Source organism: Streptomyces sp. NPDC016562, from assembly GCF_043076955.1.
Lineage (GTDB): Bacteria > Actinomycetota > Actinomycetes > Streptomycetales > Streptomycetaceae > Streptomyces.
The window spans coordinates 56,421-70,745 of the sequence record NZ_JBIBRZ010000010.1 but is presented as its reverse complement, the minus strand read 5'-3'; the positions used below and the strand labels follow the sequence as shown (position 1 = coordinate 70,745).

12 protein-coding genes and 1 pseudogene are annotated in these 14,325 nt (G+C 71.5%); 8 read left to right on the top strand and 5 right to left on the bottom strand.

Annotated elements, in window-relative coordinates:
* Positions 1 to 51: 51 nt before the first annotated feature.
* Positions 52 to 480, top strand: coding sequence for a DUF4240 domain-containing protein (locus ACF059_RS30675; protein ID WP_392063573.1), 429 nt, complete (start codon positions 52 to 54; stop codon positions 478 to 480).
* Positions 481 to 645: 165 nt separating this feature from the next.
* On the opposite strand, the gene ACF059_RS30670 is transcribed toward ACF059_RS30675, so the two are convergent.
* Together ACF059_RS30670 and ACF059_RS30665 are read right to left on the bottom strand one after the other, a co-directional pair.
* The gene (locus ACF059_RS30670; RefSeq protein ID WP_392063570.1) at positions 646 to 1,215 is read right to left on the bottom strand and encodes a hypothetical protein; all 570 of its coding nucleotides are present in this window, start codon (positions 1,213 to 1,215) and stop codon (positions 646 to 648) included.
* A 235-nt stretch (positions 1,216 to 1,450) separates the two neighbouring features.
* Positions 1,451 to 1,937: pseudogene (locus ACF059_RS30665) on the bottom strand (hypothetical protein).
* A gap of 181 nt (positions 1,938 to 2,118) precedes the next feature.
* Between ACF059_RS30665 and ACF059_RS30660 the strand changes: the two are divergent.
* Positions 2,119 to 2,607, top strand: a complete 489-nt coding sequence (locus ACF059_RS30660; protein ID WP_392063567.1) for a GNAT family N-acetyltransferase — start codon at positions 2,119 to 2,121, stop codon at positions 2,605 to 2,607.
* 270 nt (positions 2,608 to 2,877) lie between these two features.
* Entirely contained in the window at positions 2,878 to 3,651 is a 774-nt protein-coding gene (locus ACF059_RS30655; protein ID WP_392063565.1) for a barstar family protein, read from the top strand.
* 277 nt (positions 3,652 to 3,928) lie between these two features.
* On the opposite strand, the gene ACF059_RS30650 is transcribed toward ACF059_RS30655, so the two are convergent.
* On the bottom strand, positions 3,929 to 5,356 hold the full coding sequence (locus ACF059_RS30650) for an MFS transporter (protein WP_392063562.1): 1,428 nt from the start codon (positions 5,354 to 5,356) through the stop codon (positions 3,929 to 3,931).
* A 98-nt stretch (positions 5,357 to 5,454) separates the two neighbouring features.
* On the opposite strand from ACF059_RS30650, the gene ACF059_RS30645 reads away from it, so the two are divergent.
* Complete coding sequence (locus ACF059_RS30645) at positions 5,455 to 6,000, top strand: winged helix-turn-helix transcriptional regulator (RefSeq protein ID WP_392063559.1); 546 nt, start codon at positions 5,455 to 5,457, stop codon at positions 5,998 to 6,000.
* A gap of 461 nt (positions 6,001 to 6,461) precedes the next feature.
* Here ACF059_RS30645 and ACF059_RS30640 read toward each other — a convergent pair whose 3' ends face one another.
* Together ACF059_RS30640 and ACF059_RS30635 are read right to left on the bottom strand one after the other, a co-directional pair.
* The gene (locus tag ACF059_RS30640) at positions 6,462 to 7,052 is read right to left on the bottom strand and encodes a hypothetical protein (protein ID WP_392063557.1); all 591 of its coding nucleotides are present in this window, start codon (positions 7,050 to 7,052) and stop codon (positions 6,462 to 6,464) included.
* Positions 7,049 to 7,237, bottom strand: a complete 189-nt coding sequence (locus ACF059_RS30635) for a hypothetical protein (RefSeq protein ID WP_392063554.1) — start codon at positions 7,235 to 7,237, stop codon at positions 7,049 to 7,051. The genes ACF059_RS30640 and ACF059_RS30635 overlap by 4 nt, the downstream gene beginning before the upstream one ends.
* A gap of 232 nt (positions 7,238 to 7,469) precedes the next feature.
* Here ACF059_RS30635 and ACF059_RS30630 point away from each other — a divergent pair, with 232 nt between their 5' ends.
* The 4 genes from ACF059_RS30630 to ACF059_RS30615 all read left to right on the top strand — a co-directional run bounded on the left by ACF059_RS30630 (position 7,470) and on the right by ACF059_RS30615 (position 14,278).
* Positions 7,470 to 7,928, top strand: coding sequence for a hypothetical protein (locus tag ACF059_RS30630; RefSeq protein ID WP_392063552.1), 459 nt, complete (start codon positions 7,470 to 7,472; stop codon positions 7,926 to 7,928).
* A gap of 286 nt (positions 7,929 to 8,214) precedes the next feature.
* Positions 8,215 to 9,192 carry a hypothetical protein gene (locus ACF059_RS30625; RefSeq protein ID WP_392063550.1) on the top strand — a complete coding sequence of 326 codons (978 nt, stop codon included), beginning with the start codon at positions 8,215 to 8,217 and terminating at the stop codon, positions 9,190 to 9,192.
* Positions 9,193 to 9,430: 238 nt separating this feature from the next.
* Positions 9,431 to 11,293 (top strand): HSP90 family protein, encoded by a 1,863-nt coding sequence (locus tag ACF059_RS30620; RefSeq protein WP_392063547.1) that lies wholly within the window; start codon positions 9,431 to 9,433, stop codon positions 11,291 to 11,293.
* The gene (locus ACF059_RS30615; RefSeq protein ID WP_392063545.1) at positions 11,294 to 14,278 is read left to right on the top strand and encodes a tetratricopeptide repeat protein; all 2,985 of its coding nucleotides are present in this window, start codon (positions 11,294 to 11,296) and stop codon (positions 14,276 to 14,278) included.
* Positions 14,279 to 14,325 lie beyond the last annotated feature (47 nt).

Below are 14,325 nucleotides of genomic sequence, written 5' to 3'. Positions count from 1 at the left end.
ACTGGTGCCACGGAGCCAAGACTGTCCGACCGCTGCGGCATGCTCGCCAGCATGAACGAAGACGCCTTCTGGCAACTCATAGAGGACTGCAGGCCCACGGAACCTGACCCGGACGCCGACCTGCTTGCAGCCACGCTCACCGAGCGGCTTGCCCGGTCACCGTTGTCACTGGTCATCGGTTTTGCTGAACAACTGTCGTGGGCGCTCTACCGGCTGGACCGCAGGGAGTACGGACAGGGCCTGGGAGGAGACGCCTTCCTCTACACCCGTGCCGCGGTCGTCGCCGCCGGCCGCACCGAGTTCGATAGCGTCCTCCAAGACCCTTCGGCCTTCACTCCTTACGCCATCGGCCTCGTCTGGGCCGAGCCCCTGCTCTACACACCGGACCGGGCGTACACGCGCATTACAGGGGAGGAATGGCACCGCGATACCCGCTACTCCTACGAATCCTGCTCCAACGCCGAGGGCTGGGGTGATTGAACGTCATAGCCTGCAGGTGGCGACGACTCCGGCGTCGGTGATCGTCCTCACGGAATGTGCGCCAGAACCGGAGATCAGGCGGCGGTTGTCGTCGGTGGCCGGCACCCGTCCATACCTGGCTGGCGTTGGAATGTTGGTGAGGGGTAGCAGCGGCCCGCGCCCGGCTCAGGGGCGAACCGCTCGGACGTGGTCGGCGGAGAGATGGAGTTCGTACGGCAGGCAGCAGTCGGAGCAGAGGGTCGCGACGAGGGTTCCACAGGCGCACAGCTGGTTCATTCCGCCATCCGGGGTCGCTCCACAGCAGGCGGCGGATGCGTGCTGCAGCTCCAGGCCGCGGGCGTCGTCCGGGTTGATGACGATGTTGCCTCGCGGGCCCTGCGACACTAGAGGCTTCCCATCCACGTTCCAGTGGCCTCCGTGGCGCGGCATCACCGGACCGGGCGCCTGGGCGACGACCAACGGCCCACCGAACGGCTCCGTCTCGATCGCGTAGCAGCCTGACGGCACGGTCGCCGGCGACGGACCCGGCTCATCGGCGTCCCACCAGGCGTAGTAGGGAGGCTCGGGAACTTCGGGCAGCCGTGTGAGTGGCCCCGTCAGAGGGACGCTGCATGTTGCGCACACGAACACCACCGCTTCAGCCTCTGCGGCCGCGTCGATGCTGTCAGCAGGCAGGCTGGCCTGCCGGTGCTCGGGCTTGTAGGCGCCTTGATCTTGGTCTCGCTGATCATGCATTCTCTGACCGTACGCGGCACACTGCCCGGCACGGCGTCCACCCCCGGCAGACCGGCACCGACAGCCAGGATCCGTGGTTCAGGGCCTGACGACTTACTGAAACTCCGGTCCCGTCGAGGCCGGGGCAACCACATCAAATGATCAAGCGCCAGATCTTCGACCGCGCCTAAGGGCTGTCCCGTAAACGGTTTTCCGGTCCGTGTGGACGTGGCTGTTCACTGTGCGGCCCGCCTGTCTATCCGGCGAGGACGAGGTGGTGCGGGCGACCGATGCCGCGCATGGCGTGGTGGACTCCGTCGCCTTTGAGGCGGCAGTCGCGGAGGCTCTTTCAGGTCTTCATACGAGCGAATACGTGCTCGACGCGGGCGCGGACCTGCTTGTGGGACTTGTTGTGGGCTTCCTTCCAGTCGGGCTGACCTTCGCTCTTGCGCCGACGGTGGGGCATGACGAGTCCGGTGCCGGGATAGCGAGGTGGTCGATGATGCGGTCCGCCGCCGACTTGGACATCCCGAACAGCGGGCCAGCTGGCGCATCGTCAAATTCGTGCACCAGTACGCCGCGAGCAGCCGGTCCTCCAGCGGAAGGCTCCACGGCCGGCCCTTGCGGACCACGTCCGCACCCTCACGGCGCAGCATGGTCACCAGCTTGCCGAAGCAGCGCGGGCTTAGCCCGGCGAACGGGGCTATCCAAGACGGCTCCGACACCGTGATCACACCAGCCATAGCGAGAGCATGGCAGCTGTCGGCGTCATCCGGGGTGGCCTCACGGGGCTGGCTTCGTTCACTTTCAGTAGCAGCGTTCGTCCGGTTGCTTGCGTGGCGGTGAGCCAGGAGCGCGAGCTGAGGAAACGGCTTTGCGCCCAGTGTGAGCGGCGTGGATGCTGACTGACCGGAGGTAGTGAAGATGATCGATGTGGTGCTGAAGCTGTCAGCCCGTGATTTGGTGCATGCGGACCTGGCGTCGTGCGGGTGGGCAGGGTCTGACCACCACTTGGCCAACGTCGCCAAGCAGTTGGAACGTGCCCGGACCGGTGAGATCGACTACCTAGCGATCTGCCCTGCAACGGACGTCCCCGTGGCGAAGGGCGGCGTCGACTACCAGGTCAAGGAGGGCGTCGGCACTTTGTGGCAGCTGGCAGTTCACCCCGCCTTGCAGTCATGTGGGATCGGCACGTTCCTTGTCGAAGCCGCAGAACTGCGGATCAGGAACCGCGGTCTGCGGCAGGCCGAGCTGGCTGTGGAGGAAAACAACCCCCGGGCGCGTGCGCTATACGAACGACTGGGCTATGTCGCGTACGACCGCCAGCCGGACTCGTGGGACGAAGAAGCCTCTGATGGATCGTTGCGCCGCTACGAAACGATGTGCCTGTTGATGCGGAAGGAACTCTCGTAGGCTCAGCCACGGGCGCCACTCTCCAAGTCCGTCAGCGATAGAGGAGGCTTCTTCCTCGGATCCGGCCAGAAGCTGCGGGTCGCGGAGTGGCCCCCATCCAGCTCGCCCTGCCCGCGCGTGACGCGACACGCGCGTACTACGTCGTACGACCCCACCCACTGCTTCGCAATCGGGCGGACCTGGGCGGAAGATGCTCGTTGACACGATCTGCCCTTCCTTTTTTTAGCGCTCGGACTCCGAGTAAATGCCCTGCAAGGATCTCGCTCGCCCATGATGATCACACCCACTCTGACCGAACACCGCTCTCCATGGGTCGTGTTCACCTCCCCGGCCGACCCGTGGTTGGCGTCGGAAACGGCCGCGCTCGTGCAGCGAAACGGTCTCGTCCTGCGGCTGGCCGGCCGGGAAATGCTGGATCCGGCGTCCGTCTTCCGCACCTTCGCGCGGGAGTTGTCGTTCCTCGGCTACTTCGGCCACAACTGGGACGCGCTCGTCGACTGTCTTCAGGACTGGCACGGTCCCGGCCACGGGAACCAGGACCTGGCGATTCTGATCGAGCACGCGGACGACCTGCTGAACTCGGACTTCCTAGGCCTCTTCGTATCGGTTCTCGCCCAGGCAGCCTGGAACTCCAACCTCCGCCTGGACGCCGACGGCGAGCTCGATGAGTGGCGGCCACGTACAGCCCAGCACTTCGTCTTCCTCCTGGATCACACTGCACCCGCCGCCTTCACGGAGAAGGCAGCCCGCGACATGGACGTGGCGGTCGCGCTCGCGGACGGCCGTCTGCTCGTCACCCTGACCGACGTCGACTGGCCCGGTGGAGATCCCGCTTCCGCACCTTGGACGGCCGGCCCGCTCTCCTTCGCGGACGAGGAGATCCTCAGCGGCATGACCATCAAGGGCATCAAGCTGTTCCGAGACCACCTCGGCTGCTCGATTCACGAGGCTGCGGCCATCCTCCAGTCCCGCTCCGACCACCTCGTCCGGCAACGGGCCCAGCAGCTGCCGCTGACCAGCGCGCCCTCGGACAGTCCGACCTGACCGCCTATCTCGCCGACGGCCGCCTCGGCGTGCTCCTCCGCGGCGGGACGGTCCGGTCCCGTGTCTCCCGATGTGTGGACCCACGCGCGCGTGTCGCCCTGCCCCGCGTGGTCGTGGACGCATGCCGGTCTGGTGGGTCCGCAACGGCCTGCATGGCCGTGGAGACGGGGCAGGTGAGGCAGGCGGGGCAGGCGCGAGCCCGGAGCGCTGAGGCTCCTGGCCGGCGTCCGAAGCTCCGCCTGCCCTCACCACCGGTGCCGTCCGGCACCGTCGCTTGTCAGGCGGCTCCCGCCTTCGCAGCCTCAGGGTCGCCGGCCGGCTTGCCGTCGGTCGTCGCGGCTGCGGCCGACCCGGCGAGGGCCGGTCGCGCCTTGCGGACGAGCGGGATGGTCGCGCACGCCGCGAGAAGGGCCGCTACGGCGATCGCGTACCAGCCGTTCCGGAACGCGGCGGCAACCTGGCCGGGGGCCGGGGTCCCGAGGATCCCGACCAGGATCGCGACACCGAGCACCGCGCCGATCTGGCGGCCCATCGAGGTGATGGCCGAGCCGGTGGCGAAGCGGGCCGGCGGCAGGGCGGCCGCCGACGCCCCGGTCAGCACCGGGAGCGTCATGCCGACGCCGAGGCCGGTCAGCACCATGCCGGGCAGGAGCGAGGAGGCGTAAGCAGAGCCGGTGTCGAGCGCCGCGGCCCACCACAGGATGCCGGCCGCGAACAGGACGCTTCCCGCCATCGCGATGCGGCCCGCACCGAATCTGGCAACGGCGGGCCCGATGCGCAACGCGACCGGCGGCACCAGCAAGGGGCCGGGCGCGATGGCCAGTCCGGTGCGCAGAGCGGAGTAGCCCCATACGTCCTGGCACCAGAGCACCGCGCCGAGCAGCATTCCGGCGAACGCGACGGTGAACAGCGTCAGGGCGGCCGCGGCGGAGGCGAACGCCGGAACCCGCAGCAGCGGCAGCTCGACGATCGGCACGGGGTGGCGGGCCGAGCGCAGGACGAACCAGACGCCGAGCAGCACCGCTCCCGCCAGTCCACCGAGGGTGCCGGTGCTCGTCCATCCCCAGTCAGGAGCCTTGACGAGGCCGAGCGCGAGCGTGGCGATCGATCCGGTGAGAAGGGCGGCGCCGAACAGGTCGGGCAGCGGAGCCTTCTGCGTGCCGGCGCGTTCGGGCGACGGCAGCGCCTTGAGGCCGATGGCGAACGCCGCGATCCCCACGGGCAGGTTGACGATGAACACCCATCGCCATCCGGCCTCGACCAGCAGCCCGCCGACCACCGGCCCGAGGCCGGCCGCGATCCCGCCGATCGACGCCCAGGCCCGCACGGCACCGGCGCGCTTCTCGGGCGCCGTCGTGTCGAGCAGCAGCGCGAGCGACGTCGGCATCAGCAGCGCGGCGCCGGCGGCCTGCACGAGCCGTGCCCCGACGAGCGTCCCGACGTCGGGAGCGAGTGCGCAGCCGACCGAGGCGAGGGTGAACACCGCCAAGCCGGTCAGGAAGACCGGCTTGTGGCCGGAGCGGTCGGCGAGGCGGCCGGCGACCACGAGGAGCGCCGCGAAGACGATCGCGTAGCCGTTGAGGACCCAGGAGAGGGAGCCGAGGCCGCTGCCGCCGAAGGAGTCACCGATCGCCGGAAGGGCCGCGTTCACGATGAAGAGGTCGAGGTTCGACATGAAGACCGAGGCCGCGACCGTCGCGAACACGGCGCGGGACCCTAGTGGGTTTGAATTTCCAACTGTCATGATCGGGAGGCTAGCGGGGTGCGTTTGAAAACACAACGGAGTCGGGAGAGGATGGGGACGTGACCTCGAACAAGAAGCAGGACGGGAACCCGGTTCCGCACCCCGAAGTGCCCGGTCGGCCGTGCTCGGTGGCCGCCGCGCTGCAACTCGTCGGCGAACGCTGGGCGCTTCTGGCGATCCGCGAGATCTTCTACGGCAACCAGCGCTTCGACCAGATCGTCCGGAACACCGGCGCCCCGCGTGACCGCCTCGCCGCCCGACTGCGCGCACTGGAAGAGGCGGGCGTGGTCGAGCGCCGCGCTTACAGCGAGCGCCCCGTGCGCTTCGCGTACCACCTCACGGAGGCCGGCCGTGAGCTCGCACCGGTGATTCGCGCGCTGCTGGCCTGGGGCGACCGCTGGGCGGTGGACACCCCGCCGGTCGCCGTCCGGCATCGCGCCGGGGCCGACTCCGGGCACGGCGTCGCCGAGCACGACCTCGACCTGGTGTCGACGTGCCGGACCTGCGGCGAGGAGGTCGCGCCGGGAAGTCTCACGATCGACGTGCGGGCGCCTGGATGGGACCAGGCGGGGCCGCTGGAGGGCCGCGTACGCAGCACTTCGTGAGGGCCTGAGACCTTACGTGGCCGTCGACGGCTGCCTTGGCGACTGAGTGCGCCGGGGGAGCTTCTCCCGGAGTGATGGGCGCTTGCCCGTCGGCCGCCTTGGGCATCGCCGTTGCCCGGCCCGAAGGAGCACGACAGGTCCCGCCTACGATCCCCCAGGGCTGTTGCTACACCATCGAACCCGGGACATGGGGAGCGCCGTTCGTCGACGCCGGCCCGTGGGCGCCGGCCGCCTGTGGGGTACCTCATCCCCGTCAGCGCATCGCCCGCCGCGCCGCGCCGGGCCGGATGGCGCACGCGGTTCACCGGGTACCGCGACCACCGCGTCGGCCGGATCGCGGTGGACGGCGAGACCAGCTCGTACGCGCTTCCGGCGGCGCGGGCCGGCTACGCCGCCGGAGGGAACCGCGCGAGAGGCGGGCTACGAAGCTCTGAAGCTCGCCCCTCGGACGGAGTACGGCCTTAGGCCGTGGCGACGGGCCGCTTGTAGTAGCGCCACGGGAACCATCCCGCGCCGACCGGGATCCAGCCTTCTGCTTCCAGTCGTCGATGCCGCGCGACGGAGGGGAGCGTCACCCGGCAGTGCTCCCAGGGATGGCCGGACGCTTCCACCTCGTGGAAGAAGGGGCCGTAGCCGACCATGTGCCAGCCGTCGCGGCCGGCCTCCTCCAGAGCGGCCATCTCGTTGAACGCGGTCAACCCGCTGAGGGTGCGGCGCTTCGGGGCGTTCGGCCCCTCGGCGAGCTGTGCCGACAGGCCCATCCCCGCACCCTTGCCCGCGAAGCGCTGCTGGGCGGCCTGACGGCTCACCCCCAGGACGCGGCCCACCGTGTCCCAGCTGTGGCCGGCGGCCCTGGCGCCCTGGACGGCCTCGCGTAGCAGTCGGCTGGCCTCCTCCGCGCCGACGCGCGAGGCGTCCAGCAGGCGCAGATAACCGTGGGGGTCGTGTTCCAGCGAGTCCGCAAGCCCGTCGGGGGCGCCGAGGACGGCTGCGGCGATCCCTTCCCGGATCCGGTCCATCTCCGCCGGGTCGAGCAGTGGTTCGTCGCTCATCGGCGCAGTCCGGCAAGGGGTTCGAGGGCGTCGAGGACTGCCTCGGCGCGGCGCGCCTGCTCGGCGGAGTTGTGCGCCGCCGCCCTGGCTGCCAGCGCGCCCGTCCAGGCGATGCACACGAGGCTCCCGACGATGAGGACGACGGTGGCCAGGGTACCGAGGCGGCCGCCGAACATCACCGCCATGGCCGGGAGGCTCACGGCGAGCGGTAGTACGGCGGCGCTGGACGCAGGGGCGGGAAAGAGGCCTCGGAATCGGGCCTTCAAGATCAACATGCGTCAAGGAAACCTTGACGCGGGGCGCTTGTCAAGAATTCCTTGACATCAAGGCCGCCGCCGCAACATACCTCTACAGGTGTAGAGTTCGCTCTACCTCTACGGATGTAGAGGTAGATCTGACCCATCTCAAGGAGTCACGATGAGTGCGACCGCCCCCTCCGTTCTCAGACAGAAGCCCGAGCCGCTGCGGCCTTTCAAGATGGGAGCCAACGGGTTCTTGGTGCTGGGTGCCGGCCACCTCGCCCTTGCCGCCACAACGGCCCTGGGCGACCCGACCCCGGAGCAGGAGGCCACCTCGGCCGCCATGCGGGCCTCGAGCATGACGCTGCTGGGTCTGGAACGCAGCACCCTCGATCTCGTCAACGGCATGAGCTCCGTCATGGCCCTGTTCGTCATCGCCTGTGCGCTCCTCGCCCGCGTCGCCGTCCGGCACTCCCCGGCCCTGATCGAGCGGCGCACCGCCTTCGGGTGGACGCTTCTCGGCGCCTCACTCGTCGGGTTGGCGATATCCGTCCTTCTCCTGCCCCTCCCGCCGATCGTCGTCCTCACCGTCACCAGCTGCGCCTTTGCCCTGTCGCTACGCCGGGCGGCGCCCTGACCGCGGGCTCAGCGGCCGTCGATGCCGGGTGGCGGCCCTCCGAGGCTCGCGCGTCGGCAGCCTGACTGCCCGCCGTAGCCCACACCGCGCCTACCAGCAAGGAGTTCTGACGCGCCGTCATTCTCACGGGGCCGGTCCCTCAGGCGGGCGCTGTGACCTGCCTTTTCCCCCGCCACCGCCTCGCGCCGGGAAACGGGTGTGCGATTGTCGGTCGGGCGTGATAGTCACTACCTCCGTGGGAGGTGATCAACGCACTCCCCGTTCGAACACATCAAGGGGTGGGGGCATGACGTTGCTCCGTCAATGGGGAGCCACGCTGGGCAAATGGGCCGGCAGGCCCGTCGCTCGCGTGCAGGAGGACTCGGGGGATCCCGCCGTGCGGAGCGTGCGGGAGGCCGCCGCCCGCGCGGACTGGAGCGCCGTGCGCGAGGTGCTCGAAGCGCGCTCGGAAAGCGACGACCGGACCGAGCTGCTGTGGGCCGTCGCCGACACCGCAGGGGTGGAGCGCTGGATCGACGGAGTCATCGAAGCGGAGCCCGACTCCGCCCTGCCCCGTCTCGTGGCCGGCATCCGCCACATCAGCTGGGGCTGGGAAGCTCGGACCGGCGCCCGGGCGAAGGACGTCTCGCGCGAGCAGTTCGAGGTCTTCCACGCGCGGCTGCGCACGGCCGAGCAGCGGCTGTACGAGGCTGCGGAGCGCGAGCCGCAGTGGACCTCGCCGTGGTACGGGCTCCAGGTCAGCGGCCGTGGCCTGGAGGTCGGGCAGACCGTCGCGCGACGTCGTTTCGAAGCCACCGTACGCCGCGACCCGCAGCACCTGGCGGCGCACCAGCAGCAGTTGCAGCAGGTGTGCCAGAAGTGGGGTGGCTCCCACGAGGAGATGCACGCCTTCGCCCGGTCGTCCGCGTTCGGCGCCCCCGCAGGAACGCACTTGGGCCAGCTCGTGGCCATCGCGCATCTGGAGCACTGGCTCTCCCTGGACTCCGGGCAGGACGCCGCCTACATGCGCCGGCCCGAGGTGACGGCGTCCCTCCGGTCGGCCGCCGAGCACTCGTTCCGGCACCCCGACTTCGCCCGCCGGGGGGCATGGGTCCAGGTCCTGAACACCTTCGCCATGGCGTTCTCGCTGGCCGGTGACCGCGAGGGCGCACGGGAGTGCTTCCGTCTCACCGACGGCCGCGTCACCGAGTTCCCCTGGTACTACCTGGACGGCTCTGACCCGGCCGCTGCCTACCGCCGACTGCGGTCGTCGTCCGGGCGCTGACCCCGCCCACGACTCCAAGCCCGCGGGTCCAAGCCCGCGGGTCCGCGGCCGAGCGGGGAACGACAGCTCGCCGCACCAGCAGGCCTCTTACGCGCCCCAGCCCACCGCTCGGCCGCGCCACCCGGCCTCCCGGCCACCCCACCGCGCCGCCCGCGCACCCCGCCCGCCCGCTCCCGTCCGCTCCCGCCCGCCCGCGCCCCCGCGACGCCCCCGCGGGCCCACCGAAAGACTTCGCCAGGTGCCCAACTCAGAGACCGCCCACACCTTCCAGGTCGACCTGCGCGGCTTGGTCGACCTGCTCTCCCACCACCTCTACTCCAGCCCCCGCGTCTACCTGCGCGAGCTGCTGCAGAACGCCGTGGACGCCATCACCGCCCGCCAGGCGCTCGCCCCCGGCTCACCCGCCACCATCACGGTGCGCACCGGCGACACCCTGACCGTGACGGACACCGGCATCGGTCTCACCGAGGCCGACGTCCACCGGTTCCTCGCCACGATCGGCCGCAGCTCCAAGCGGACCCCCGACGGGTCCCTGGACGGCTCCGGCCTCGACGCCGCCCGCGGCGATTTCATCGGGCAGTTCGGCATCGGGCTGCTCGCCTGCTTCGTCGTCGCCGATGAGATCACGGTGCTCAGCCGCTCCGCGTCCGACCCGGCGGCGCCCGCCGTCGAATGGCGGGGCCACTCCGACGGCCGCTACACCATCCGTACGCTGCCCGCCTCGGCCGTGCCCGAGCCGGGCACCACCGTCCGTCTGACGCCGCGCGCCGACAACGCCGAGTGGACCGCCCCGCAGCAGGTCGTCTCCCTGGCCCGCCACTACGGCGGGCTGCTGCGCTACGAGGTCACCGTCCTCGGACCGCAGGGCGAGACCCACCAGGTCAACGAAACACCCCCGTGGGACAAGGCCCACCGCTCCCCGCTGGCCCGGCGCGAGGCGATGACCGCCTACTGCCGGAGCCTGTTCGACTTCACGCCCCTCGACTCCATCGAGCTCGACCTGCCGGCCGCCGGTCTGCGCGGTGTCGCGTACGTCCTGCCGACGTCCGTGAGCCCGGCCCAGCGCGCCGGCCACCGCGTACACCTCAAGGGCATGCTCCTCACGGACCAGGCCCCCGAACTGCTCCCTGAGTGGGCCTTCTTCGTACGCTGCGTCGTCGACACGACCAGCCTGCGGCCGACCGCCTCCCGGGAGGCCCTGTACGAGGACGGCACCCTGTCCGCCGTACGGGACGCCCTCGGCGAGCGGATCCGGGACTGGCTCACGGGTCTCGCGGCCAGCGACCCCTCCCTGCTGCACCGCTTTATCGACACCCACCACCTCGCCGTCAAGGCCCTCGCCCGCTACGACGACGAGCTGCTGCGCATCGTGCTGCCGTGGCTCCCCTTCGAGACCACCGACGGCAACGTCACCCTGGAGGAGTTCGCGCGGACGCACCCGACCCTGCTGGTCACCCGCAGCGTCGAGGAGTTCCGCCAGGTCGCCCCCATCGCCTCGGCCGCCGGCCTCGGCGTCATCAACGGCGGCTACACCTACGACCGCGACCTGGTGCACCGCCTGCCGGAGATCCGGCCCGGCACGACCGTCACGGACCTCGACCCGGCCACGGTCACCGCGCACCTGGACGCCGTCGACCCGTCCGCCGAACTGCGCGCGGCCGCCTTCCTCGCCGTCGCCCGCGAGACGATCGGCGTCCACGACTGCGACGTCGTCCTGCGCGACTTCCAGCCCGTCACCGCCCCCGCCCTGCTGCTCGACAACCGGGAGGCGCGCCACGAGCGGACCCGGTCGAGCCTGGCCGCCGACAGCGACGGCCTGTGGGCCGACATCCTCGGCTCCCTGCGCCACGAGACGCCGCGCGCCCAGCTGGTGCTCAACCACCTCAACCCGCTGGTCCGCCAGGCGATCACGATCGCCGAGCGGGGACTCGCCGTCACGACCGCGGAAGCGCTCTACGGCCAGGCCCTGCTCCTCAGCCGCCGCCCCCTGCGGGCGAGCGAGAGCGCCCTGCTCAACCGGGCTTTCATCGGCCTGCTCACTCACGCCATGCACAACTCCGGCACGGCGGCACCCGGCTCCGAGCCCCGGAAGGAACTGTAGATGCTGGACACTCCCGAGGCCGTGATCGAGGCACTCCGCGAGAACGACGAGCGGCCCCACGGCCTGCAGCGCACCGTCACCGCCGAGGAACTCGTCGAGGCCGCCGAGCCCTTCGAGGAGCCCGATGTCCTCGTCACCGCTCTGCTGGAGCTGATGGGGGCGTACGAGTTCACGGGCGAGCACCGCAAGTCGCCTGTGGTGTTCGCCCGGGTCCTCAAACTCTGGGACAGCGCTCCCGCATCGTTCAGCCGGTGGGAGGCGCATCAGGTCTTCTGGCGTTTCAAGTGGGTGACGACCTCCCTGCTGGAGGTGCCGGAGGTGCCGCTGGCCGCGATCCGGGGGTGGATCGACCAGATGCGCACCCGTTACGCCGCCGCCGGCCACGGCATGCAGCCCGTCGCGGCGATGGGCTACCACGTCGCGCACCACACGGGCGAGGGTCTCGCCGATGCCTACGACCTCTGGGCCACGCGGCCCCGTACCGAGCTGAGCGACTGCGAGGCCTGCGAGATACGGCACTTCGCCAGGCATCAGGTGGCCGCGGGCGACGACGCCGGGGCGCTGGAGACGTGGCTGCCGGTCCTCGGCGGGGCGACGGGCTGCACCGAGGAACCTCAGATGAGCCAGGCGCGCGCCCTGCTCCCGCTGCTGCGCACCGGCCGGGCCGACGAGGCCCGCTCGCACCATTTGACCGGCTACCGCCGGGTGCGGGGCAACACCGGCATGCAGGACGAGGTGGGGCTGCACCTGGAGTTCTGCGCCCTGTCCCGCAATGAGGGGCGGGGCCTGGAGATCCTCGCCGAGAACCGCCCGCTGTTCGAGGCGACCGGTGCCCCCCTGGCCCGGCTCGGCTTCCTCACCGGCGTCGAGGTGCTGCTCGCCCGGCTCACGGAGGACGGACACGCCGACACGGCCGTCGCCGGCCCGCCCGGCCGCAACTGGACCGCCGGCGAACTCCTCGCCCACGTCCGCTCGGAGGCGGACCGGCTCGCCACCGCGTTCGACGCGCGCAACGCCACCACCGCCGTGGGGGACCGGCGCCGGGCGCGCCTCGCGCAGCGCCCGCTGCTCGCCGAACCGCTGCCGCTCGGGCTGCGGACCTCCCTCACCCGGCTCCCCGCGACGGGGACCGCACTTGATGGAACCCCCGTCGGCACGGCCGCAGTCGGCACGGGTCCCGCCGCCGCGACCTCCGCCGGGACGGCGGTCCCCCAGGACTTCGTGAGCCTGGTGCGCGAGGCGCGCCGCCTGGCCGCCGCGGGGCACCCCGGGGAGAACCGGCTCTGGGCCCGCGTCGAGGAGCTGCTGGCCGACGGCAGCGCCGTGCACGACGACGCGCTCGGCCCCGAGGAACTCCTCCAGGCGGAGCTCGCCGACCACCGCGCGTACCTCCTCATCAGGAAGGACCGCGACACCGAGAGCGCCGCCGAGCTGAAGCGCGCCGCCGAGCTGTACGAGGGCCTGGGCATGCCCTGGCACGCCCTCTCCGCTCGCAGCCGCAGCCTGGCGTGGCGGAGTACGTCCGACGGAGCGGACCAGGACGCGATCCGCGCCGGCCTCGACGGGATCCTGGCCGAGGCGGCGCACCTCATGACCCAGGAGCCGTGGACGCAGGGCAAGGAGGCGCAAGGGCATGCGGAGCGCGAGCTGGAGTACCTGACGGTGCTGTACGCCGCGACGTTCGCCGCCTACCAGGAGGCGGTACGGGAACTGCCGGAGACCGCAGGGCCGGCCGGGCCCGCCGCGGAGCGGTTCGCGGCACGCGCCGGAACGCTGCGGGCGGAGGCGGAGCGGCTGTCCGTACCCCACCACGTGGCCAACGCGCTGCAGTTCGCCGCCGACCTGGCGGCCCGCGGCGGTGACACCGCACGCGCCGAGGAGGGCCTGCTGGCGGCTCTCGAAGCCGTGGACGCCTCCGGACGGCCCTGGCGCGGGTCGCGCCCGCGCGCCCTGCTCGCCCAGCTGATGCTCGCCAAGGACGAGCCGGCCCGGGCGGTGGAACTCCTGCACCAGGCCCTCGCCGACGCGGCCCGTTACGACGACACGGACTTCGCGGTGGCTCCCACGTACGTCCTGCTCGGCCACGCGGCCTCGCACCTCGACGACGTGAACGGCGCGGTGCGCCATCTCTCGGAGGCGGCCGCGCGCTTCGACCTGGACGGCGCCCACGACGAGGCGACCGACGCACGGCTCCAGCTCGCCGAGGTCCTGGCGCGCAGCGGCCGGCAGGCCGACGCGGTCGCCGTCCTGGAATCGGTACTGGCCGGCGAGAGCGCGCCCGCGGGTGACGAGCGACCCCTCGCGCAGGCCCGCCTGACGCTGGCGCGGGGACTGCGGGAGCTCGGGGAGTTCCTGCCGGCGGCCGAGGAGTTCCTGCGGCTCGCGGACATCGTCGCCGCGTGGGAGGACGACGGCGAGGTCCTGACGCTGGTGGCGGCTGAGGCGGCCACGGCCCTGGCCATGGCCGAGCGGTGGGACGCGGCCGCGGCGGCGTACGAGCGGGCCGTCGCGGCCCACGCCGAGGCCCCGAACCCGTCGTTGATCATCCACATGATGTGCGAGTTCGCCCGCCTCACCATGCTCGCCCGGGGGGCCGACGGCCTGGACACTGCCCTGGATCACCTCGCCCAGGCCGACGCGGTCCGCGCCGCGGTGCCCGAGGACGCGGAGGACTTCGCTGCCTGGCACGGCCGTGGCACGGTGCACTACCGCCGCGCTCGTGTCCTGGGAGACGCCGAACGGTTCGAACAGGCCCTCGCCGAGGCGGAGGCGGCCATCGCCGCCCACGAGGAGGGCGGCGAACACGGTGAGGTGCTCCGGGCCGAAGCGGTCCGGATCGCAGCCCTGATCGAGGGCAACGGCCTCGCTCGCTTCGAGGGCGCGATCGCGCGCCTGACGGCCGCCGCCGCCCGCTGCCGCCGAGTCGGCCTCCCGGAGGCGGCGGACATCCTCGACGCCCTGCGTCAGGACTACCTGAAGCGGTAGCCCCGACGGCGCGCACTTCGGTGTGGGCCGCCGTCGGTCCGAGGCTG